This is a genomic window from Streptomyces sp. NPDC026673, assembly GCF_040638135.1.
Taxonomy (GTDB): Bacteria; Actinomycetota; Actinomycetes; order Streptomycetales; family Streptomycetaceae; genus Actinacidiphila.
On record NZ_JBEZXR010000027.1, the window covers coordinates 61,209 to 82,452 of the forward strand.

A 21,244-nucleotide genomic window follows, 5' to 3' on the forward strand; every position below is an offset into this window, starting at 1 on the left:
CGTCCACCGTCCGGTCAGGCCTCGGGCAGTTCGGCGGCCATGTCGGCGCGTACGGCGGCGTTGCGGCGGGAGATCACCAGCGCCGCGGCGACGGCGCTGGCCGCGAAGGATGCCGCGACCGTCCAGGGGCAGTCCAGTACGTCGCCGGTCAGATGGTCCAGTGAGTAGCGGCCGGGCCCGGCGATGCCGATCGCGGCCGCCGTGAAGCCGAGGAACGCCGGGAACTCGAATCCGCCCGAGGCGGAGAAGAAGCCGGCCGGCACGTGTACCGAGACGGCGCCGGCCATCCCGCCCGCGGCGGCCGCGCCCGCGGCCGGGGTGGCGAGGCCGAGCGCCAGCAGGGTGCCGCCGCCCGCCTCGGCGAGGCCCGAGGCGAGCGCGCTGCGTTTGCCGGGCCGGAAGCCCATGGACTCCATCGCCTCGCCCGTGCCCTCGAGGCCGTGGCCGCCGAACCAGCCGAACAGCTTCTGGGTGCCGTGCGCGAAGAGCACTCCGCCGGCCCCCAGGCGCAGCGCGAGCAGTCCGAGGTCCTTGCGGCGGGTCGTCGGCATGGCCGGCTCCTTCGAAGGGTGCGGGGGTACGGCCAGTGTCGGCGTCCCCCGGCGGGCGCGCCGCCCGCGCTGGGCCGTCCGGGCGATCAGGAGGTGATGGCCACGGCCCGCCGCACACACTCCTCGGAGCCCAGGGCGCGGAGCATGAAGTCCGCCAGGTCGGCCCGGCTGACCCGGGAGGCGAGACCGAGCCGCAGATCCGCACCGGTGCGGTAGACACCGGAGTAGCGGCCGCCGGTGATCACCGCGGGCCGCACGATGGTCCAGAGGTCGCCCTCCGCGCGGATCAGCTCCTCCTGGCGGTCCTTGTCCCGCATGATGGCCGGGATCACCAGCGAGGTCACGACCCGGTACGCGCCGTGCCGGCCGGGACCCGTCCCGTACGCGCCGACCGCCACCAGCCGCCGTACGCCCAGCGCCCGCATGGCGGGCAGGATGCGCCGCATCGCGTCGGCGCAGACGGTCTCACCACGCGGCGCGTGCGTGCCGAGCGCGCTCAGCACCCCGTCGGCGCCGGTGATCACGCGGCCGACCGCCTCGGGGTCCCGTACGTCGCCGGGCACGACCGTCAGCCGCTCGTGCGGCGGGAGCCTGCCGGGCGCGCGGGCCAGGGCGGTGACCTCGTGGCCCGCGTCGAGCGCCTGCGCAACGAGTTCGCGTCCGACGTGGCCGGTGGCTCCGAAGATGGCGATGCGCATGTCAGCGGCGCTCCGGGGTCGGGACGGCGGGGCCGCTGCTCCGGCGCCGGGCTGCATCGGACATGGCGCCCCCTTTCGGTCACCAGCCATCCTCGGGCACCGGGCGCGCGGCGGCTACTTCAGCAACCGCGACATCCGCCGGTCGGCGAGCGGCTTGCCGCCGGTCTGGCAGGTGGGGCAGTACTGCAGGGAGGAGTCGCTGAAGGAGACCTCGCGGATCGTGTCGCCGCAGACCGGGCACGGCTCGCCGGCGCGCCCGTGGACCCGCAGACCCGTCTTCTTCTCCCCCTTCAGGTCGCCGGCGGCCAGCCCGCGGGAGCGCTCGACGGCGTCCTCCAGCGTCGTGCGCAGCGCGTCGTACAACCGGCTCACCTCCGCCTCCGAGAGGTTCGCGGCGAGCGCGTAGGGCGACATCTTCGCCGCGTGCAGGATCTCGTCCGAATAGGCGTTGCCGACACCGGCGATGACGCCCTGGTCGCGCAGGACGCCCTTGATGCGGCGGCGTTCGCCGGAGAGCAGCGCCGCGAAGGCGTCCCGGGTGAAGGCGGGTTCGAGCGGTTCGGGGCCGAGGCGGGCGATGCCGGGGACGTCCTGGAGGTCGTGGACGCAGTGGACGGCCATCCGCTTCTGCGTCCCGGCCTCGGTCAGGTCGAAACCGGCACCCTCCGGTTCCGCCATCAGCAGCCGCAGGGCGAGCGGGCCCTTGCCGGGGCGGGGCGGCACCGTCGGCAGGTCGTCCTTCCAGCGCAGCCAGCCGCCCCGGGCCAGGTGGACGGCGAGGTACGGGCCCGCGCCCTCGTCGGTGGTGATGACGAGGAACTTGCCGCGGCGTCCGACGGAGGTCACGGTGCGCCCGTGCAGCGCGTCCGGCGGAGGGTCGTAGGTCTTGAGGACGCTCACCGCCACCGGCAGGACGCGGGCGACGGCGTGCCCGGTCATGCGACCGGCGAGGAACCCGGCCAGGGCTTCGACTTCGGGCAGCTCCGGCATGCGACCAGTGTGCGCCCCGGGGCGGCGGGGTGCGAACGGCGACGGGCCGGTTCCGCCCGGTTTCGGCGCCAATACCTCAGCATGAACAGACAGTTGGATCTTCGGGAGAACTGGACATCGGGCCACCGGGTGTGAATGATCGCAGCCATGGCCGAATCTCTCCCCCTGCCCGCCGAGGCACCGAGCCACCCGGACACGGGCGCACTGGACCCCACCGAGGTGATCCCCCGGCCGCAGCCGGTGGAGGCCGGCGAGACCTCCGAGGTCAGGGTCATCAGCGGAGAGGTCGTCGGCGGCCGCCATCGCGGACACCGTGCGAGGCCCGGCCGCGGCTCGCTGGGCACGGCCGTGCTCACGGCGACCGGCGCCGTCGCCGGGCTGTCCATGCTGATGCCGCACGGCGGTTCCGGGGGCGACGTCGCCCAGGCCGCCCAGGAGCCGGCCAGCGCGGTGCCCGACGGAGCCGTCGAGGACACCGTGGTGGCGCCGCCGGCCCCGGGTGCCGCCGCGGCGGAGGCACGGGAGTCCGGCACGAAGGCGGTGACGAAGGCCGCGTCGACGAGCACGGGCACCTCCACCGACACGGGCACGAGCACGGGCTCCGGCATACGGGACGCAGCGCGGACGGACGCCCGGGACGGCACCCCTTCGCCGGGCCGGCACGCCCGGATCAACGGCACCTGGGAGAGCGAGGACTGGCAGGAGGCCGTGGCCCGCAGCATCTCCGCCCATCGCTCGGGTGAGCGGGGCCACCACGGCGGCCGGCACCGCTCCGGCGGCGGGAGCGACTGGAACGGCGGCTACGGCTCGGGCCAGTGGGACGGCGGCGGCCGCTACGGCGGCTGGTCCCGGGGCGACTGACGGCGGTTCAGGGCGTCACGGCGGTTCCCGTTCGGCTCGGGGCAGATCCTGCTCCGCCCAGATCGTCTTGCCGGTGGCCGTCTGCCGGGACCCCCAGCGCCGGGTGAGCTGGGCGACGAGCAGCAGCCCGCGGCCGCCCTCGTCGTAGATCCTGGCGCGGCGCAGGTGCGGGGCGGTGCTGCTGGTGTCGGAGACCTCGCAGATCAGAGTGGTGTCGCGGATCAACCGGAGCTGGATCGGGCCGCCCGCGGCGTAGCGGACGGCATTGGTGACCAGTTCACTGACGACCAGTTCGGTGAGGAAGACGGTTTCCGCCAGTCCCCACTCCGCCAGTCGGTCCGCGGCCCGTCGGCGCGCGTCCGCGACGACGGCCGGGTCGGCGGGCAGCTCCCAGGTGGCGACCTGGCGGGCGTCGAGTGCCCGGGTGCGGGCGACCAGCAGGGCGATGTCGTCCCGGGGCCGGTTCGGCAGCAGCCCGTACAGCACGTTGTCGCACAGCTCCTCCAGGCTGCCCGCGGGCCGGGTGAGCGTGCGGCCGAGCAGCGCGAGCCCCGCGTCGACGTCGTGTCCGGCCGCTTCGACGAGGCCGTCCGTGTAGAGGGCCAGCAGGCTGCCCTCGGGCAGGTGCAGCTCCGCCGACTCGAAGGGCAGCCCGCCCAGGCCCAGCGGCGGGCCCGCGGGCAGGTCGGGGAACTCGGCCCGGCCGCCGGGCAGCACCACGGCGGGCGGCGGATGGCCGGCGCGTGCCATGGTGCAGCACCGGGAGACGGGGTCGTACACCGCGTACAGGCAGGTGGCTCCCACCTCGCCGAAAGACGGGTCGCCGCCGTCCGGGGAACCCTGTCCCTCGTCCGTGTCGAGCCGTATCACCAGGTCGTCGAGCTGGGTGAGGAGTTCGTCGGGTGCCAGGTCGACGTCGGCGAGGGTCCGCACGGCGGTGCGCAGCCGTCCCATCGTCGCGGAGGCGTGCACGCCGTGGCCGACGACGTCGCCCACCACGAGCACCACCCGGGCGCCGCTCAGCGGGATCACGTCGAACCAGTCACCGCCCACACCCGCCTGCGAGCCGGCGGGCAGGTAGCGGGAGGCGACCTCGACGGCGGCCTGCCGGGGTGAGTGCCGCGGCAGCATGCTGCGCTGCAGGGTGAGGGCGGTGGCGCGTTCCCTGGAGTAGCGGCGGGCGTTGTCGACGCAGACGGCGGCCCGGGCGGCGATCTCCTCGGCCAGCAGCAGGTCGTCCTCGTGGAAGGGGTCGAGGGTGCGGTGCCGGATGAAGATGGCCAACCCCAGGGTGGTGCCGCGGGCGCACAGCGGAACGATCATGATCGAGTGCACGCCGTAGTCGACGACACCCCTGCCGCGTGCGGGGTCGTACTCCGTCCAGCGCCGGATGTCCGGCTCGTGGGTGCGGTGCAGCGACCCCCGTCCGGTGACCAGGGCGCGGGCGGCCGGTGAGTACTCGGGCACCGTGTCCAGCTCGCCGACCCTGGCGGCGGCCTCGGGACAGCCGGGGAGCACGGAACGCTGGGCGACGCGGCGGAAGGCGAGGGAACCGGTGACCGGCATCGGAGCGGGCTCTTCGCCGCGGACGACGGAGTCCAGCAGGTCGACGCTGACCATGTCGGCGAAGCGCCGCACGGAGACGTCGGCGAGCTCCTGGGCGGTGCAGGTGACGTCCAGGGTGGTCCCGATGCAGGTGCTGGCCTCGTTGACGATGTCCAGCCGGCGCCGGGAGTGGAACTGCTCGGTCGTCTCGTAGACCGCGGCGGACACCCCGGTCACCTGCCCCGCGCCGTCCTTGAGCGGGAAGACGAGCATCGCGTAGGCGTGGTCGCGGTCGTCGCCGGGCGGACGGCCGAGGCTTTCCAGGCGTACGGTCTCGCCGGTCCGCATCACCTCCTCCTGGACGCGGTCGAACTCCTCGAAGGCCGTGCCGGGCATGAACTCCCGCAGCCGCAGACCGCGAACCTCCCGCACCGACTTGCCGACCAGGCGCTCCATCGCCGCGTTCGCGGTGCTGAGCCGCACCTCCGTGTCGTAGACGGCGACGGCGACCGGAAGCTGGGCCAGGACCCGGGCGTCCGGCCCGGCCCGCTCGGGCTCCTTGGCGGTGAGCGCCCAGTGGGCGGCGCCCGCCGCGTCGTTCAGCAGGCGCAGTCCGAGCCGGACCGGCAGCCGGCGCCCGTCGCGGTGGAGCAGGACGGCCGGGCCCGTCCAGGCGCGGCGGGCGGCGATGCCGCGCAGCGCGGCGAAGGGCAGCGGATCGGCGAGCAGAGTGCCGGCGGGCCTGCCGAGCACCTCGGCGGACGACCAGCCGAGCAGCAGACGGGCCTCCTCGCCCCAGGCGGTGAGCACACCCGTGTCCCCGGCAGCGACGGCCGCGGCCGCGGGCGGATCCGTCCCGTGGCGCTCCTCCCCTCCGCCGCGCTCCCCGCGGCCGGTACTTCGCATGGGCACGTCCTCGTCCTCACGGCCGTCCCCCTCAGCATGGTCCCCCGCAGGGGCCCTCTCAACCGGCTCGCGTCGGCGGTGCGCGCCGTGCGACGACACGGAGTCGCCGGTGTACGCAGCGTCGCCCTCTGGGCAAGGTCGTCCGGACGAACGAGACTGAGGCCAGGCGAGCGGGAGGAGTGGCGCAGGTGACGGTGAAGGTCGACGGGCCGCGGACGGCCGCTCCCCGGGTCGCCTCGCGCTGGAAGCGGGGCACGGCGGCCGTGGCGGCGGGGGCGCTGCCCGCGCTGGCGTTCCCGGCGCCGTCGCTGTGGTGGCTGGCCTATGTCGCCCTGGTGCCGTGGATGCTGCTGGTCCGTGCCGCGCCGACGGGACGGCGGGCCGCCCTGGACGGGTGGCTCGGCGGGGCGGGCTTCATGGTGGCCGTGCACCACTGGCTGATCCCGAGCCTGCATGTCTTCATCGTGGTCATCGCCCTGCTGCTGGGCGCCCTGTGGGCGCCGTGGGGGTGGCTGGTGCGACGGTTGCTGGGGGGCATACCGGGCCGCCGCTCGGTCCTGGCGGCGACCGTGCTGGTGCCGTGCGCCTGGCTGCTGGTCGAGCTCGTGCGGTCGTGGCAGTACCTGGGAGGGCCGTGGGGGATGCTGGGGGCGAGCCAGTGGCAGGTGGCCCCGGCGCTGCGGCTGGCGTCGATCGGGGGCGTGTGGCTGGTCGGCTTCCTGGTGGTGGCGGTGAACACGGCGCTGGCCGCGCTGCTCGCGGTGCCGTCGTGCCGGGCGGCCTCGGGGTCGGTGCTGGCGGCCGCGGCGGTCGGGACGACGGCGGTGTGGGCGTGGGCGCCGGTCCCGTCCCGTACCGGGGAGACGGTGCGGGTGGCGGTGGTGCAGCCGGGGGTGATCATCGGGCCGCAGCCGCGCTTCGACGAGGGGGAGCGGCTCACGCGGACCCTCGCCGGGCGGGGCGTGGACCTGGTGGTGTGGGGGGAGAGCAGCGTCGGCTTCGACCTGTCCGCACGCCCGGACCTGGCGGACCGGCTGGCCGCGCTGGCCCGCGACGTCGGGGCCGACATCCTGGTCAACGTCGACGCCCGGCGCACGGACGGGCTCGGGATATCCAAGACCTCGGTGCTGATCGGCCCGGACGGGCCGGTGGGCCCGAGCTACGACAAGATGCGGCTGGTGCCGTTCGGCGAGTACGTCCCGGCCCGCACGGTGCTGGGCTGGGCCACGTCGGTGGGCAGGGCGGCCGGCGAGGACCGGATCCGGGGCGACCGCCAGGTGGTCATGGACGCGGGCACGGTGCGGCTCGGGCCGCTGGTGTGCTTCGAGTCCGCGTTCCCCGACATGAGCCGGCAACTGGCGGACGGCGGGGCGCAGCTGCTGGTGGCGCAGTCCTCCACGTCCTCGTTCCAGGGCAGTTGGGCGCCCTCGCAGCACGCCTCGCTGGCGGCGCTGCGCTCCGCGGAGTCCTGGCGCCCGATGGTGCACGCCACCTTGACCGGGATCAGCGCGGTCTACGACGCCCGGGGCGAGCGGGTCGGCCCGTGGCTGGGCACCTCGCGCACCACGGCGGAGGTCTACGACGTGCCGCTGGCCTCCGGGCGCAGCCCGTACGACCGGCTGGGCGACTGGGTGCCGCGGCTGGCGGTGCTGCTGCTGGCCGGGGCGGGCGCGTACGAGGCGGCGGCGCCGCTCAGGAGGTCTGCTCGTTCACGGCGGTGACGATGCGCTCGCACAGTTCGTGGGTGCGCAGCGCGTCCCGGGCGTCGAGGGACTTGCCGTGCCGTACCGCGTCGAGGAAGGCGAGGGTGATCCCCTCTATGCCGCGCTGGCGGGCCACGGGCACCCAGTCGCCGCGGCGGCGGATCGTGGGCTGGCCCTTGTGGTCGACGACCTCGGCGAGGTTGACGACCTGGCGCTTGGTGTCCTGGCCCATGACCTCGAGGAGCTCCTCGTTGGAGCCGTTCACGCGGTTCATCACGCCGATCGCGGTGAAGCCGTCGCCGGACAGCTGCAGGGTGACGTGGTGGAGGAGCCCACCGCGGACCCGTGCCCGGACGTCGGTGTGCTCCACCGGGCCGGGGAGCAGGAAGCGCAGGGTGTCGACGACGTGGATGAAGTCGTCGAAGACGACGGTGCGCGCGGTGTCCGGATGACCGATGCGGTTCTTCTGCATGAGGATCAGGTCGCGCGGGTGGTCGGCGCACTGGACGTAGCCGGGCGCGTGGCGGCGGTTGAAGCCCACCATCAGACCGACACCGCGCTCCTCGGCGAGGCGCACCAGGTGCTCGGCCCCGGCGAGGTCGTAGGCGAGCGGCTTGTCGACGTAGACGGGGACGCCCGCGGCGATGAGGCGTTCGGTGATCCCGACGTGCGTCTCGGTGGGGGCGTGCACGAAGGCGCCGTCGAGACCCTGGTCGAGCAACGCGTCGAGGGTGGAGTGGCGGTGGGGGACGCGGTGGGTGTCGCCGACGGCGTCGAGGGTCGCGCGGGTGCGGGTGTGCAGGTGGAGCTCGATCCCCGGCCGGGCGGTGAGCACCGGCAGGTACGCCTTGCGCGCGATGTCGCCGAGGCCGACGACCCCGATCTTGAGGGGTTCCATGTGCCGCTCCCGCCTACGGTGCCCGACCTGTGCCGTCGGCAGCATACGGGGCGGCCGGAGGGCGCCAGTCGGCGATGCCGTCGAGGCTGCGCAGCACCAGGCGCGGGCCGACGCGGTTGACGGCCGCGAACAGCGCGTCGCGGACGGCGACGGCGGGCCGCGAGGACCAGGTGGTGAGCCGCCCGATGCTCCGGGATCGCCGTACGACGCCGCTGGTGCGGGGCAGCCGCTGGGCGGTGTAGGCGGCCAGGGCGTGCTCCACGGCCCCGTCGCGGGTGTCGGGGGCGGCGAGGTGGGCGAGGACGACGGCGTCCTCCAGGGCCTGGCAGCCGCCCTGGCCGAGGTTGGGGGTCATGGCGTGCGCGGCGTCGCCGAGGAGGGCGATCCGCCCGTGGTGGAAGGCGGGCAGCGGCCGCGCCAGGTGGTGGACGTCGTTGCGGAGGACGGCGCCCGGGCCGGCGGAGGCGATCAGCTCGGGAAGCGGGTGGTGCCAGTCGCCGAACAGCCGGCGCAGCTCGCCGCGTTCGTCACCGTCGGGGGCGCGGCCGCCGGGCGGGGTGACGGCGGTGGCGTAGCAGTACACGCGGTCGCCGGTGAGCGGCACGGTGCCCCATAGCCGGCCGCGGCCCCAGGTCTCGTGCGGGACGCAGCCCTCGGGCGCGGGTACGACCATGCGCCAGCTGGTGAACCCGGCGTAGGCGGGGCCGGGGTGCGCCGGGAAGAGCGCGGAGCGTACCGGGGAGTGGATGCCGTCGGCGGCGACGACCAGGTCGGCGTCGACCCTCCCGTCCTCGGTGCCGACCCTGCCGTCCGGGGCGACCGACACGACCCGGGTCCCCGTGCGCAGCGCGCCGTCCGGCAGCAGGCCGGAGAGGAGCGCGACGAGCTCGGCGCGGTGGGCGACGACCACGGGTCCGCCGAAGCGCTCGGCCGCGGCTTCGTTGCTCGTTCGCGAGAGCCAGCGGCCGTCCGGGCGGTGCAGCCCGCCCTCGCCCTGGAAGGCGCCGAGGGCGCGTACCGCGTCGCCGGCGCCGAGGACGTCCAGGGCGCGCAGGGCGTTGGGCGCGATGCCGATGCCCGCGCCGACGGGCTCGAGCGCCGCCGCCTGTTCCAGGACGGTGACCCGCCAGCCGCGCCGACCGAGGCCCACGGCGGCGGCGAGGCCGCCGATGCCGGCTCCGACGACGACGGCGTGCGGCGGCTCCGATGTGCTGGTCATGACTGCCTCCTGGGTACTACAGGTGTAGTGGCGAGCGTACTACACCTGTAGTGACCCGGCTGCCTCCGCGGCGCCGGCGGGGAAACAGGGGGCGCCGGAGCGGCCGGTAGGTTGCCCTCATGAGCACCGCGCGGATCTCCCGCCCCGAACTGATCGCCGACACCGCACTCGCCCTGCTCGCGGAGCGCGGCATGCGCGGCCTGACCCACCGGGCGGTCGACGAGGCGGCCGGGCTGCCGCAGGGCTCGACCTCCAACCTCGCCCGCACCCGCGCCGCCCTGCTGGAGACGGCGGTCCGCCGGCTGGCCGTCCGCGAGGCACGGGTGTTCTCCGCCGAGACGCCGCCGCCCCCCGTCGCGGCCGGGGCCGGCCCCGACGGCCTCGCGGCGCTGCTCGCGACGGCCCTGCACCGTTCCGTCACCGCCGCCCGCGACCTGACCCGGGCCCGCCTGGAACTCGCCCTGGAGGCGACCCGCCGACCCGAGTTGCGCGCCGTCTACGACAGCGCGGGACGGGCCTTCCGGGACCAGTTGGAGGGGATGCTGCGCTCCGTCGGCTCCGCCCACCCGGAGCGGCACGCGCGGTCGCTCATCGCATGGTGCGAGGGCGTGCTCTTCCACTCAGTCGCGGGCGCCGGTTCCGCGTCACCGCCCTCCGAGGACGAGTTGCGCGCCGGCGCCCGCGAACTGCTGCGGGGGATGCTGGGCGGTTGACCCGGCGGGGCGGGCGTCACGCCGGGCAACAGCCCCCCCTTGCGCTTCCTTCGCGTCAACCGCCCGCGCCGGCGATCGCCCACGCCCTGGAGGACTACGGGGCACCTCCCTTGCGCATGCGCCCGAGCGGCCACTACGTGGGGCCGCGCCCACCGCAACCGGTGCCGTAGGTGCTCTGTGCGGGGAGGTGGGGGGTGCTGGCGGTGCCGCCGGTGTTCGGCTGTCGCGCCGTCTCGCTCCCTGCGGTCGCAGAGCGGCGGGCTGCGGATGGGAGGGTGGGGGGCGTCGGGCCGTCGGCGGTGTGCGGGCGGGCGGGTGGCGGGGGTTCAGACGCCGGAGCGGAGCCCGTTGTTCATGGGCGCGGGTCTCGTCGCCGTCCGCGGGTAGAGATGGCTGGTTGCCACGCCCACCCTCCGTGGGTGGCGCGCCCGCCGTAACCCGCGTCTGCGGGTGATTCCCCGACAGGAAACGGGCTCGGCGGGTGGTCTGCCGAGACGGGCTCTGTTCCGCCGACTATGTCGGCGAAAGCGAGCCCGATCTCCCCCGGCGCAAAGATCGGGCCCTGTTTCACCGAACATATCGGCGAAACAGGGCCCGATGTCCCGCGAACCGGTCAACAGCACCCCGAATCAGCCGCGGACGCCGGTTACGGCGGGCGCGCCACCCACGAAGAGTGGGCGTGGAAGCGGCCATCCATACGCGCGGACGGCAACGAAACCCACGCCACCGGAAAGGCACCCCGCTCCGGCGCCTGAACCCCGGCCACGCACCCGCCCGCACACGCCCGACGAGGGCCCGCCCCACCCTCCCATCCGCAGCCCGCCGCTCTGCGACCAAAGGGAGCGAGACGGCGCGACAGCCGAACACCGGCGGGACGGTCGTCACACCAGGTCGATGCGTTCCTGGGCGATCGGATAGCCGGCTCTCGCGAAGTGGGCGGCCATGGGGACATTGGTCTGGTCGGTCCCCGCCACGATGCGGTCCACGCCCTCGCCGGCGAGCATGTGCGTGGCTTCGACGAGCAGGTCGTAGGCGTAGCCGTGTCCGCGGTGCTCCGGCACCACGCCGATGTAGCCGATGAGCGGGTCCCCGTAGTGGTGGGCGGGGACGCAGAGCCCGACGAGTTCCCCGGAGGGGTCGTGGGCCAGGCGCCACCATTCGCGCGGGCTCGGCAGCCAGCGCAGATAGTCCAGTTCCTCCCGTGCGGCCGCCTCCAGGCCGGATTCCGCGACGGTCCGGCGCACATGGGCGTCGAGACTGCCCTGGTGGATACGGCGGAAGACGTCGAGGATCACCTCGTCGTCGGGCTCGGGCCGGAATACGAGGCGGCCCGGACGCGCGGGCACACCGCACTCTGGGGTCCAGCGGTACCGGAAGCGTTCGACCAGTGGCGAAAGGCCCGCGGCGACGGCCGCGTCGATACGGGCCCGGGCCTGCTCCCGGACGGCGGGGATGTCGCGCCAGCCGGGCGGGAGTTTGAGGGAGTACTGCGCGTACAGCGGTGCGCCGCACAGCAGTTGCACGGCCGCTTCGGCGTCCGTGAAGTCGAACCAGTCCAGGGCGAGTGGCTTGTCGTCCTCCGGTCCGGCCCACCAGGCGGCGCGGGCGACCACCACATCGTCCCGCAGGGCCACCCAGGTCCATTCCGGGCGGTATTCACCGGCGGCGGCCATCTTGCTGTAGGTGTCGCCGAAAGCGGCGAAACCGACCAGCCCGGGATCGGGCAGGGATTCGAAGAGCGCTTCCTCGCCCGCGGCGAGTGGGCGGATGACCAGTTCGGTCATGTGAGGGATCCTTTCGGGCAGCGACGCGCGCTCCCCTTCAGATCCTCGGCGTCCTCGGTGCGAGGCGGGAGCACATGACAGTCAGCTGGGTCACGGTTCCCACCTCCTTCTCGGTCGAGGACGCCGGCACAGGCTAACAGAGCTTTCCTCGCGTCAACCGCCCGCCCCGGCACGGGACATCGCCCTCGGGCCGGCGGTCGTCGCCTCGACGTTGTCAGAGGCCCCCGCCATCATGGCCGCCATGACGACCACACCGGAGCGCACCGACCCGCCCTACATCGCCGACGAGCGCACCATGCTGGAGAGCTGGCTCGACTTCCACCGCGACACCCTCGCCGTGAAGTGCGCCGGCCTCGACGACGAACAGCTGCGCACCGCCAGTGCGCCGCCGTCCGACCTCACCCTGCTCGGCCTGGTCCGGCACATGGCCCGGGTCGAACGCGGCTGGTTCCGCAACGTCCTCGGCGGTGAGGGCGTTCCCCCGCTCTACCTCACCGCCGACGACCCCGACGGGGAGTTCCACGACCTCGACAAGGCCGACACCGCCGAGGCGTTCGCCACCTGGCGCGCCGAGATCGCCCACGCCCGCGAACTCGCGCGCGACCGCTCCCTCGACGACACCGGGCTGCACCGCGGCAAGGACGAGATCTCCCTGCGCTGGATCTACGTGCACATGATCGAGGAGTACGCCCGCCACAACGGCCACGCCGACCTGATCCGCGAACGCATCGACGGGGTCACCGGCGACTGACCGCGACCTCGTGCCGCCCCGCGGCCCGGGCCGGGCGATGACCCCCGTGCATCGCCCGGCCCGGTCGCGGTCTCAGGCGCCCAGGTCGGAGATGCGCCAGTCCACCGGGTCGTGGCCCTGTGCCTTGAGCGCCTCGTCGATCTGGGTGAAGGGACGGCTGCCCAGGAAGAGCTTGGCCGACAGCGGCGACGGGTGGGCGCCCTGGACGACCGCGTGCCGCTCGGTGTCGATCAGCGGCAGCTTCTTCTTGGCGTAGTTGCCCCACAGGACGAAGACCGCCGGGTCGGGCCGGGACGCGACGGCCTTGATGACGGCGTCGGTGAACTTCTCCCATCCCTTGCCCTTGTGCGAGTTCGCCTCGGCCTCGCGGACCGTCAGCACCGCGTTGAGCAGCAGCACGCCCTGCTCGGCCCACGGCATCAGGTAGCCGTTGTCCGGGATCGGGTAGCCGTACTCCTCCTTCATCTCCTTGAAGATGTTCCGCAGTGAGGGCGGGGTCTTCACCCCGGGGCGCACCGAGAAGCACAACCCGTGCCCCTGGCCCTCACCGTGGTACGGGTCCTGGCCGAGGATCAGCACCTTGACCTTGTCGTAGGGAGTGGCTTCCAGGGCCGCGAAGACCTGCTCGCGCGGCGGGAAGACCTTGTGCTTCCCGCGCTCCTCCTCCACGAACTCGGTGAGCTGGGTGAAGTAGGGCTTCTCCAGCTCCTCACCGAGGACGGCCTGCCAGGACTCGGGCAGCGTGATGGGCACGTCGGGAACCTCCGGTACGCGATCCGTTACTGGGGACGAACGTACCGGTCCGCACTGACAATCCGCCCGGCCGGGTATCGCCCGGCCGACCGCACCCCCCATACGCGGAAGTCCCCGGCGCCGGTCCCCTGTCGCGGGGGCCGGCACCGGGGACCGCGCACGGTGGCGTGCGGACGGGCGCGGGCCTCAGGCGCCGACGCTCGCGTTGAGGAAGATGCCGCCGTCCACGACCAGCGTCTGCCCGGTGATCCAGGCCGCCGCGTCCGAGAGCAGGAAGGCGGCGGCGCCGCCGATGTCCTCGGGCACGCCGAGCCGGCCCAGCGGGTACGCGGACGCCGCCTGCTCCTCGCGGCCCTCGTAGAGGGCGGAGGCGAACCGGGTCTTGACGACCGCGGGGGCGATGGCGTTGGCGCGGACGCCCGGCGCCATCTCGGAGGCGAGCTGCAGCGTGAGGTTGACCATCGCGGCCTTGCTCATGCCGTACGCGCCGATGAACGGGGAGGCGCTGATGCCCGCCACGGAGGAGATGTTGACGATCGCGCCGCCGTTCTCCTTCATCCACGCCTTGTAGGTCTGCTGGGCGAAGCCGAGCGCCGAGATGACGTTGGTCTCGAAGACCTTGCGGGCGACGCCGAGGTCGAGCTCGGCGAGCGGGCCGAAGACGGGGTTCGTACCGGCGTTGTTGGCGAGGTAGTCGACGCGGCCGAAGGCCTCCATCGCACGCTCGACGGCCTCCGCCTGGTGCGCCTCGTCGTGCGCCTTGCCGGCGACGCCGAGGGCCCGGTCGGCGCCGAGCCGCTCGACGGCCTCCTTCAGCGCCTCCTCGTTGCGGCCGGTGATGACGACACGGTCGCCGCGGGCGACGAGCGCCTCGGCGATGCCGTAGCCGATGCCGCGGCTGGCGCCGGTGACGAGCGCGACGCGGCCGCTGTCGGGCTGGTTGCTCATGATGCGGGTCTCCTGTCGCAGGTCAGTCGAGCGGTCCGCCGGCCACATACAGCACCTGTCCGGAAACGAAGCCCGCGGCGTCGCCGGTAAAGAAGGCGATGGCGTTGGCGACGTCGTCCGGGTTGCCGACGCGCTGGACGGGGATCTGGGTGGCGGCCGCGGCCTGGAACTCCTCGAAGCCCATGCCGATGCGGGCGGCGGTGGCGGCGGTCATGTCGGTGGCGATGAAGCCGGGGGCGACCGCGTTGGCGGTGACGCCGAACTTGCCCAGCTCGTGGGCGAGGGTCTTGGTGAAGCCCTGCAGGCCCGCCTTGGCGGCGGAGTAGTTCGCCTGGCCGCGGTTGCCGAGCGCGGAGGACGAGGACAGGTTCACCACGCGGCCGAACTTCGCGTCCACCATGTGCTTCTGGACGGCGCGGGTCATCAGGAAGGCACCGCGCAGGTGCACGTTCATGACCGTGTCCCAGTCGGCCGCGCTCATCTTGAACAGCAGGTTGTCGCGGAGCACGCCCGCGTTGTTGACGAGGATCGTGGGCGCCCCGAGCTCCGCGGCGACGCGCGCGACGGCGGCCTCGACCTGCTCCTCGTCGGAGACGTCGGCGCCGACGGCGATCGCCTTGCCCCCCGCCTTGGTGATCTGCTCGACGGTGTCCTTGCACGCGGTCTCGTCGAGGTCCAGCACGGCCACGGCGCGGCCCTCGGCGGCCAGGCGCACGGCGGTGGCGGCGCCGATGCCGCGCGCCGCCCCTGTCACGATCGCTACGCGCTGCTCGGTGGTCGACATCTGCTCTCCTCAGCCCTGTGGGGAGCGGTCGCGCAGGTGAGCGACCGCTTAGTACGTCCCGTAGCCGAAACCGTAGGAGTGCGGTGACCCTGTGTCAACGCTCACCGCGCCGATGTGGCTCAGCGCACCAGAAGATCCAGCAGACGGTCCACCTCCGCCTCGGGGTCCTCGGTCAGCCCGGTGTGGATCGGGCCCGGCTGCACGATGGTGCTGCGTGGCGCCGTCAGCCACCGGAAGCGGCGCCCGGGGTCGTCCTCCGCCGCCTGTCCGGCGCGCTCGCCGCCCGCGCAGATGCCCTCGTACCCGCGCAGCGCGGCCCGTACGCCCGCGACGTCCACGTCCGGGTCGAGGCAGCGCAGCCGGGTCTCGTCCAGGTGGACGCGGGCGCCGACGAAGGACTTGGCACGGCAGTACACCAGCACGCCCGCGTTGATCAGCTCGCCGCGCTCGATCCGCGGCATCACGCGCACCAGCGCGTACTCGAACACATCGCGCCCGCTCGCCGTGCTCACTTCGCGGCCTTCCCCTCGACCCAGGTGCGCAGCCACTCCGGCGGCGCCTGCTTCTCCTGCTCCTTGGGGGCGAGGGTGATCCGCTCCCCCACCGTCCCGGCGCGGGCCAGCAGCACCCGCTCGTACGCGCGGCGCACGTCGTCCGGCCCCGCGAAGCCGGGCTCGTCCACCAGCCACTCGTCGGGGATCTGCGCGGTCACCTCGCGCAGCAGCGCCTCGTCCACGCGCGGGGCGAGATCGCGCGCGGCCGACTCGATGTCGGGGGAGAACCGGGCCAGGGCGTGGTCGGCCGCGTCGTACGGCTTGCCGGCGGCCTGGTCGGCGCCCTTCCAGTTGTGGTGGAAGATCAGCGAGGCGCCGTGGTCGATCAGCCAGAGGTCCTGGTGCCAGACCAGCATGTTCGGGTTGCGCCACGAGCGGTCGACGTTGCCGACGAGCGCGTCGAACCAGACGATCCGGCCAGCCTCGCCGGACTCCACGTCGAAGACGAGCGGGTCGAAGCCGAGCGCCCCGGGGAGGAAGTCCATGCCGAGGTTGAGGCCGCCGCTGGCCTTCAGCAGGTCCTGGATCTCCTGGTCCGGCTCGCCGAGCCCGATCACCGGGTCGAACTGGAACCGGACCAGCACCGGCACCCGAAGCCCCAGCCGCCGGGCCAGCTCCCCCGCGATCACCTCGGCGACCAGCGCCTTCCGGCCCTGGGCCGCCCCGACGAATTTCACCACATAGGTCCCGAGATCGTCGGCCTCGACGACCCCGGGCACCGATCCGCCCTCACGCAACGGCGTGACGTAGCGGATCCCGGTCACTTCCTCCATGAGCGCATCCTAATGATCGGCGCGCACCGGCCATGACGCGCCGCCGCCAGGACCGCCGGGGCCGCCCGGCGGGACGGAGAGCCGCCGCCCCGGCAGGAAGGGGACCGTCCCGGCAGGAAGGGGTCGCCCCGCGTCGCCCGCGGCCGCGCGGGTGAATTCCCCGGGATGGTTGAACGGCTCACCGATGTCGTCCGTAGGAGTGTGCAGGGCGTGATCGCACGCTCCCGGGCCCCGGCAAGCGGTCCGGAACGGACGAGGCAACAGGATGTGTGACGCATGGCCGAGACGACTGGCATCGCAGGAGCTCCCACCCGCCGCGCCGTGGTCGCCGGGGTGGGTGCGGCGGGGCTCGCGGCCGCGCTGGCCGCGTGCGGTGACTCCAACGACTCCGCGAGCGCGTACAGCCCGGCCGCCCCCGCGCAGAACGGCGACCAGGGGAACGGGCAGTCGGCGCCGGCCGGGAACGACGGGGCCGAGGCGGCACTCGCCAAGACCACGGACATCCCGGTCGGCGGCGGCAAGATCTTCGCGGACCGGAAGGTCGTGGTGTGCCAGCCCAAGGCCGGCGAGTTCAAGGCGTTCTCGTCGATCTGCACCCACCAGGGCTGCGCGGTCAACGAGATCGCCGGCGGCACGATCAACTGCCCCTGTCACGGAAGCAAGTTCAGCATCAACGACGGCAGCGTGACGACGGGCCCGGCGACCAAGCCGCTCCCCGCGGCGAACATCAAGGTGGAGGGTGACTCAGTCGCCCTGGCCTGAGTGCCCCGGCTCCGCCCCGGACCGCTTCCAGCTGCCGATGACCGCGTCGGCGGTGGTGACCGTGGCGACCAGCGCGAGGGTGTGCCGGATCACGTCCGCCGTGTACGCGGCCGGCACCCCCGCGATGGCGTCGGCGGGCACGACCGCCTCGTAGCCGAGATTGACCGCGTCGAAGACGGCGTTGGGAACGGCCACGTTGGCCGAGACCCCCGTGACGACGACCGTGCGCACGCCCAGGTTGCGCAGCACGGCGTCGAGGCCGGTGCCGGCGACCGGCGACAGCCCGTGCAGCCGTCGCACGACGAAGTCGCCGGCACCGACCGGAATCTCCTCGGCCACCTCGACCGCGGGGCTGCCGGCGACCTGCTGCACGGGCAGGCGCTCGGCGGCGCGGAAGATCCGCGCGTTGCGGCTGGAACCGCGGCCGTCGGGGCGGCGTTCCGCGACGGCGTGCACGACGACGGCGCCCGCCGCGTGGGCGGCGGCGACCAGCCGCGCGGTGGCGTCCAGCGCCCCGGTGTCCCGTACGGCGGCGGCGAGTTCGGGCAGCGCGCCGCCCGGGCCCACGACCCCGCGCTGGCACTCGACGGTGAGCAGCGCGGTGGACCGGGGCGTCACGAGCGCGTCCAGCCGCCGGTCCCGATTGCCGTCCGTCATGCTTGCCCCCCTGTGCGCGACTGCCCTACCGTCGTCCCAGGCGACCGTATCTGACGGATCGTCAGCCAGGGAAGGGGGCCCGCATGCCCGTCGCACAGCGGCGCGGACGCCGGATCATGATGACCCCGGAAGAGGTCGACGCCTTCCTGGGCGAACAGCGCACCTGCCGCGTCGCGACCGTCTCACCCGACGGCCGCCCGCACGTGGGCGCGCTCTGGTTCGTCTGGGACGGCACGTCCCTGTGGCTGTACTCGATCGTCCGCAGTCGCCGCTGGGCCGACCTGCGCCGCGACCCGCGGGTGGCGGTCGTCGTGGACGACGGTACGGACTACGGCGAACTGCGCGGCGTGGAGCTCTCCGGCGCCGTCGAATTCGTCGGTGAGGCCCCCCGCACCGGCGAGCCCCACCCCGCCCTGGACACCCCCGAGCGGCTGTTCGCGGCCAAGAACTTCGGCCTGGACTCGATGCCCCACGACAACCGCCACGCCTGGCTCCGCCTGACCCCGGAGAGCGTCGTCTCCTGGGACTTCCGCAAGATGCCCGGCCCAGGCTAGGGCAAGCGCAGCACCGCGTCGCCGAGCGCGGATCGGCGCCCCCGCGCCTCGTCGCGCAGCTCCGCGAGCGCCTGCTCGGGGTCCACCGCCGGCGGGGCGAACCGGCCGCCCGAGGCGCGGACGTGCTCCTCCCAGCGGTCCGCCCAGAACTCGACCGTCCAACCCGGCCAGCGCGAGGCCATCCGCGGCACCCCGGCCTGGGCGCCGAGCAGCCACCAGCCCACCCGTCGCCGCAGCGGGTCGACGTGGAGCCCGGAATTCGCGGCGAGGACGCAGCGTCCGTGGCCGGGCGCCCGCTCGAGCCGGACGAGCAGCGCCGGACCCTCGGCCACTGGGTGGTGGTTGGCGGAGGACAGCAGATGGCACCGGTCGGCACCGACCGTGACGACCCGGATCAGGGGATCGCGCTCGGCGAGCTCCTCGTCACCGGTCGCGAGGGCGCCGTCCGGGTACGTCGAGCCGCCGGCCTTCTCCCGTACGACCTCCGGATCCAGGCCGAGGTGGGCACGGAGTGCGGCGGGGCCGTCGTGGGTCCAGCGCAGCTCCCACCCCGGCCACGCGCGCCGCAGCGCCTCCCACAGGGCGGCTCGGTGGCGCAGCTCGGTGACCGGCCCCTCCCAGGCGAAGAACAGCAGCGTCTTGCACCGCAGATCGATCAGCGCGGCCGCCTGGCACCACACCTCGTCGCGCCAGTCTTCGGCCAGTGGGCGGGCCCGGAGGACCGGCACCAGGACCTCGGGGCCGGCGAGCAGATCGAGATCGAGGCCGATCGCGCCGAAGCGCGCCTCGTACACCTCGTGATCCCCGTCCTCGCGCACGATGACGTAGGTCGCCCAGTCAGCCATGCGCGCATGATCTCAGCCGTCCGCCGCCGCCACCTCCGCCCCCGCCCGGCGCAGGGCCTCGACGGCGGCGCGGATGGCGGGGCGTCGGTCGGCGTCGGCGCGCCAGACGGCGTAGATGTGGCGCTGCATGGTGTGGCGCACACGGATGGCGCGGACCCCGGCCGGAAGCGGGCCCCGGCCGAGGCGGGGGACGACGGCGACACCCAGCCCCGCGGCGACGAGGGCGAGGACGGTCGGATGCTCCTCGGCGTGGTGGGCGATGCGCGGCTCCACGCCCTTGCCGCGCAGGGTGAACAACAGCCACTCGTGGCAGAAGCCGCCGTCGGGCCAGGCGATCCAGTCGTCGTCGGCGAGTTCGCCGAGGTCGACCTCGGGACGGCCGGCCAGCGGGTGACCCTCGGGGACGACCACGTCGGCGATGTCGTCGAGCAGCGGCGCCTTGGCGAGGCCGCCCGGCAGCGACAGCGGCTTGTTGTACCAGTCGAGGACCACGGCGAGGTCGATGTCGCCGCGGACGAGTCGGTCCAGCGCGTCCTGGGGCTCCGTTTCGTGGACCATCGCGCGGAGCTTGGGGTGGTCGTGCCGCATCGCGGCGAGCGCCTGCGGGAACAGGCCGCGCGCCGAGGTCGGGAAGGCGCCCATGTGCAGTTCGCCGACGGCGGCGCCGCGGTGCGCCTCCAGGTCGGAGTGGGCCAGCTCGACGAGGGAGAGGATGCGGTCGGCGTGCCCGGACAGCAGCCGTCCGGCATCCGTGAGGCGGACCCCGCGCCCGTTCTTCGCCAGCAGCGTCTGGCCGGTCTCGCGTTCCAGTTTGCTCATCTGCTGGGAGACGGCCGAGGTCGTCACATGCAGGACGTCCGCCGCGGCGCTCACCGACCCGTAGGCGGAGATGGCGTGCAGGACGCGCAGGCGCTCCAGGTTCAACATGTAAGCAACACTACGTGATCACGGGGAGGTTTTCTCGCTTGTCCTAAGAGGTCGGATCCGTCATCGTGATGGCCATGAGCGCACCCAGCACCGACCGCCCGGCCGCCACGGCCGACCCCTCCCCAGCCGAAACCACCCCCGCCACCACCCCCGCCATCGCCGCCCCCGCGGCCGCCGCTCGCCGCCGCCCCGCCGTGGACTGGCGCGTCAGCTGGGCCGTGCTCGCGCTCATCTGGGGCTTCAGCTTCCTGTTCATCAAGGTCGGCACCGAGGCCTACGCCCCGCTGCAGGTCGCGCTCGGCCGTATGGCCTTCGGCACCGCCGTCCTGGCCGTCGCCTTCGCCGTGAAGCGGGAGCGCCTGCCGCGCGGCGCGCGCGCGTGGGGACACATGGCGGTGGCGGCGCTGCTGCTCAACACGGTGCCGTTCACGCTCTTCGCGTATGCCGAACTGACCATCCCCTCGACACTCGCGGGCATCTGCAACGCCACGACCCCGCTGTGGAGCATGGTGCTGTCGGTGGTCGCGCTCTCCGACGACAAGCCCACCCGGCAGCGGGTCGCCGGGGTCGGCATCGGTTTCGTCGGCGTGCTGACCGTGCTCGGCGCCTGGCAGGGCTTCTCCGGGACGGACCCGGCGGGGACCGCGATGGCACTGGGCGCCTCCGCGAGCTACGCGGTCGGCTGGATCTACGTGCGCCGCACCCTGAGCGGCAGCGGCAACTCGGCCCTCTCGATGTCCTCCGCCCAGCTGCTGCTGGGCACCGCCCAACTGGCCGTGCTGACCCCGCTGTTCACCTCCGTGCCCGCATCCTTCCCGCTCTGGCCGACGCTGTCGGTCGTGGCGCTGGGCGCGCTGGGCACCGGGATCGCCTTCCTCCTCCAGTACGGGATCGTGGCGGAGAAGGGCCCGACCATCGCGACGATGGTCACCTACCTCATCCCGGTCATCGCGACCGCGGCCGGTGTCGCGCTGCTGGGCGAGCACCTGACCTGGAACGAGCCGGTCGGCGCCCTCGTCGTGCTCGCCGGGGCGGCACTGACCCAGCGCCGCCCGGCCGGCTGAGCCC

At 73.9% G+C, this 21,244-nt stretch carries 22 protein-coding genes; 7 read left to right on the plus strand and 15 right to left on the minus strand.

The genetic code is table 11. From position 1 onward, the window contains the following. Nucleotides 1-14: 14 nt before the first annotated feature. From AB0F62_RS19985 to AB0F62_RS19995, 3 genes are all read right to left on the minus strand, one after another. The gene (locus AB0F62_RS19985; protein ID WP_361800374.1) at nucleotides 15-551 is read right to left on the minus strand and encodes a DoxX family protein; all 537 of its coding nucleotides are present in this window, start codon (nucleotides 549-551) and stop codon (nucleotides 15-17) included. Between the two features lie 86 nt (nucleotides 552-637). Next, complete coding sequence (locus AB0F62_RS19990) at nucleotides 638-1,249, minus strand: SDR family oxidoreductase (RefSeq protein ID WP_361800377.1); 612 nt, start codon at nucleotides 1,247-1,249, stop codon at nucleotides 638-640. A 114-nt stretch (nucleotides 1,250-1,363) separates the two neighbouring features. After that, nucleotides 1,364-2,239: a DNA-formamidopyrimidine glycosylase family protein gene (locus tag AB0F62_RS19995; RefSeq protein WP_361800380.1), complete on the minus strand. Its 876-nt coding sequence runs from the start codon at nucleotides 2,237-2,239 to the stop codon at nucleotides 1,364-1,366. Nucleotides 2,240-2,386: 147 nt separating this feature from the next. On the opposite strand from AB0F62_RS19995, the gene AB0F62_RS20000 reads away from it, so the two are divergent. Then, complete coding sequence (locus tag AB0F62_RS20000) at nucleotides 2,387-3,100, plus strand: hypothetical protein (RefSeq protein WP_361800383.1); 714 nt, start codon at nucleotides 2,387-2,389, stop codon at nucleotides 3,098-3,100. A 15-nt stretch (nucleotides 3,101-3,115) separates the two neighbouring features. Here the strand turns inward: AB0F62_RS20000 and AB0F62_RS20005 are convergent, their stop codons facing one another. Further along, the gene (locus AB0F62_RS20005) at nucleotides 3,116-5,551 is read right to left on the minus strand and encodes a SpoIIE family protein phosphatase (RefSeq protein WP_361800385.1); all 2,436 of its coding nucleotides are present in this window, start codon (nucleotides 5,549-5,551) and stop codon (nucleotides 3,116-3,118) included. A 179-nt stretch (nucleotides 5,552-5,730) separates the two neighbouring features. On the opposite strand from AB0F62_RS20005, the gene lnt reads away from it, so the two are divergent. Next, on the plus strand, nucleotides 5,731-7,272 hold the full coding sequence (lnt, locus tag AB0F62_RS20010) for an apolipoprotein N-acyltransferase (RefSeq protein ID WP_361800388.1): 1,542 nt from the start codon (nucleotides 5,731-5,733) through the stop codon (nucleotides 7,270-7,272). Here the strand turns inward: lnt and AB0F62_RS20015 are convergent. Both AB0F62_RS20015 and AB0F62_RS20020 read right to left on the minus strand, forming a co-directional pair. Further along, nucleotides 7,244-8,152 (minus strand): Gfo/Idh/MocA family oxidoreductase, encoded by a 909-nt coding sequence (locus AB0F62_RS20015; RefSeq protein ID WP_361800391.1) that lies wholly within the window; start codon nucleotides 8,150-8,152, stop codon nucleotides 7,244-7,246. The genes lnt and AB0F62_RS20015 overlap by 29 nt on opposite strands. A gap of 13 nt (nucleotides 8,153-8,165) precedes the next feature. After that, complete coding sequence (locus AB0F62_RS20020; protein ID WP_361800394.1) at nucleotides 8,166-9,371, minus strand: FAD-dependent monooxygenase; 1,206 nt, start codon at nucleotides 9,369-9,371, stop codon at nucleotides 8,166-8,168. Nucleotides 9,372-9,490: 119 nt separating this feature from the next. On the opposite strand from AB0F62_RS20020, the gene AB0F62_RS20025 reads away from it, so the two are divergent. Further along, nucleotides 9,491-10,084, plus strand: coding sequence for a TetR/AcrR family transcriptional regulator (locus AB0F62_RS20025; protein WP_361800397.1), 594 nt, complete (start codon nucleotides 9,491-9,493; stop codon nucleotides 10,082-10,084). A gap of 881 nt (nucleotides 10,085-10,965) precedes the next feature. On the opposite strand, the gene AB0F62_RS20030 is transcribed toward AB0F62_RS20025, so the two are convergent. Beyond that, on the minus strand, nucleotides 10,966-11,868 hold the full coding sequence (locus AB0F62_RS20030) for a GNAT family N-acetyltransferase (RefSeq protein ID WP_361800400.1): 903 nt from the start codon (nucleotides 11,866-11,868) through the stop codon (nucleotides 10,966-10,968). A 241-nt stretch (nucleotides 11,869-12,109) separates the two neighbouring features. Between AB0F62_RS20030 and AB0F62_RS20035 the strand changes: the two genes are divergently transcribed. Next, entirely contained in the window at nucleotides 12,110-12,619 is a 510-nt protein-coding gene (locus AB0F62_RS20035; protein ID WP_361800403.1) for a DinB family protein, read from the plus strand. A 72-nt stretch (nucleotides 12,620-12,691) separates the two neighbouring features. On the opposite strand, the gene AB0F62_RS20040 is transcribed toward AB0F62_RS20035, so the two are convergent. The 5 genes from AB0F62_RS20040 to AB0F62_RS20060 form a co-directional block, all read right to left on the minus strand. Next, on the minus strand, nucleotides 12,692-13,372 hold the full coding sequence (locus tag AB0F62_RS20040) for a uracil-DNA glycosylase (RefSeq protein ID WP_361800406.1): 681 nt from the start codon (nucleotides 13,370-13,372) through the stop codon (nucleotides 12,692-12,694). Nucleotides 13,373-13,558: 186 nt separating this feature from the next. Beyond that, nucleotides 13,559-14,320: an SDR family oxidoreductase gene (locus AB0F62_RS20045; RefSeq protein ID WP_361800409.1), complete on the minus strand. Its 762-nt coding sequence runs from the start codon at nucleotides 14,318-14,320 to the stop codon at nucleotides 13,559-13,561. A gap of 22 nt (nucleotides 14,321-14,342) precedes the next feature. Next, on the minus strand, nucleotides 14,343-15,104 hold the full coding sequence (fabG, locus tag AB0F62_RS20050; protein ID WP_361800412.1) for a 3-oxoacyl-ACP reductase FabG: 762 nt from the start codon (nucleotides 15,102-15,104) through the stop codon (nucleotides 14,343-14,345). 119 nt (nucleotides 15,105-15,223) lie between these two features. Next, complete coding sequence (locus AB0F62_RS20055) at nucleotides 15,224-15,565, minus strand: DUF3037 domain-containing protein (RefSeq protein ID WP_245938895.1); 342 nt, start codon at nucleotides 15,563-15,565, stop codon at nucleotides 15,224-15,226. A 47-nt stretch (nucleotides 15,566-15,612) separates the two neighbouring features. Then, the gene (locus AB0F62_RS20060; protein WP_361800415.1) at nucleotides 15,613-16,431 is read right to left on the minus strand and encodes a HipA family kinase; all 819 of its coding nucleotides are present in this window, start codon (nucleotides 16,429-16,431) and stop codon (nucleotides 15,613-15,615) included. A 276-nt stretch (nucleotides 16,432-16,707) separates the two neighbouring features. On the opposite strand from AB0F62_RS20060, the gene AB0F62_RS20065 reads away from it, so the two are divergent. Continuing rightward, nucleotides 16,708-17,193 (plus strand): Rieske (2Fe-2S) protein, encoded by a 486-nt coding sequence (locus AB0F62_RS20065; protein ID WP_361800418.1) that lies wholly within the window; start codon nucleotides 16,708-16,710, stop codon nucleotides 17,191-17,193. Here AB0F62_RS20065 and AB0F62_RS20070 read toward each other — a convergent pair. Beyond that, nucleotides 17,176-17,850: an isochorismatase family protein gene (locus tag AB0F62_RS20070; RefSeq protein WP_361800421.1), complete on the minus strand. Its 675-nt coding sequence runs from the start codon at nucleotides 17,848-17,850 to the stop codon at nucleotides 17,176-17,178. The genes AB0F62_RS20065 and AB0F62_RS20070 overlap by 18 nt on opposite strands. An 83-nt stretch (nucleotides 17,851-17,933) precedes the next feature. Here AB0F62_RS20070 and AB0F62_RS20075 point away from each other — a divergent pair, with 83 nt between their 5' ends. Then, the gene (locus tag AB0F62_RS20075; RefSeq protein WP_361800424.1) at nucleotides 17,934-18,404 is read left to right on the plus strand and encodes a pyridoxamine 5'-phosphate oxidase family protein; all 471 of its coding nucleotides are present in this window, start codon (nucleotides 17,934-17,936) and stop codon (nucleotides 18,402-18,404) included. Here AB0F62_RS20075 and AB0F62_RS20080 read toward each other — a convergent pair. After that, the gene (locus AB0F62_RS20080) at nucleotides 18,401-19,249 is read right to left on the minus strand and encodes a hypothetical protein (RefSeq protein ID WP_361800427.1); all 849 of its coding nucleotides are present in this window, start codon (nucleotides 19,247-19,249) and stop codon (nucleotides 18,401-18,403) included. The two genes, AB0F62_RS20075 and AB0F62_RS20080, sit on opposite strands and share 4 nt — an antisense overlap. Before the next feature lie 12 nt (nucleotides 19,250-19,261). Continuing rightward, a complete protein-coding gene (locus AB0F62_RS20085; protein ID WP_361800430.1) occupies nucleotides 19,262-20,176 on the minus strand; it encodes a LysR family transcriptional regulator in 915 nt (304 codons plus the stop codon). 74 nt (nucleotides 20,177-20,250) lie between these two features. Here AB0F62_RS20085 and AB0F62_RS20090 point away from each other — a divergent pair, with 74 nt between their 5' ends. Further along, nucleotides 20,251-21,240 (plus strand): DMT family transporter, encoded by a 990-nt coding sequence (locus AB0F62_RS20090; protein WP_361800433.1) that lies wholly within the window; start codon nucleotides 20,251-20,253, stop codon nucleotides 21,238-21,240. The last annotated feature ends 4 nt before the right edge of the window (nucleotides 21,241-21,244 follow it).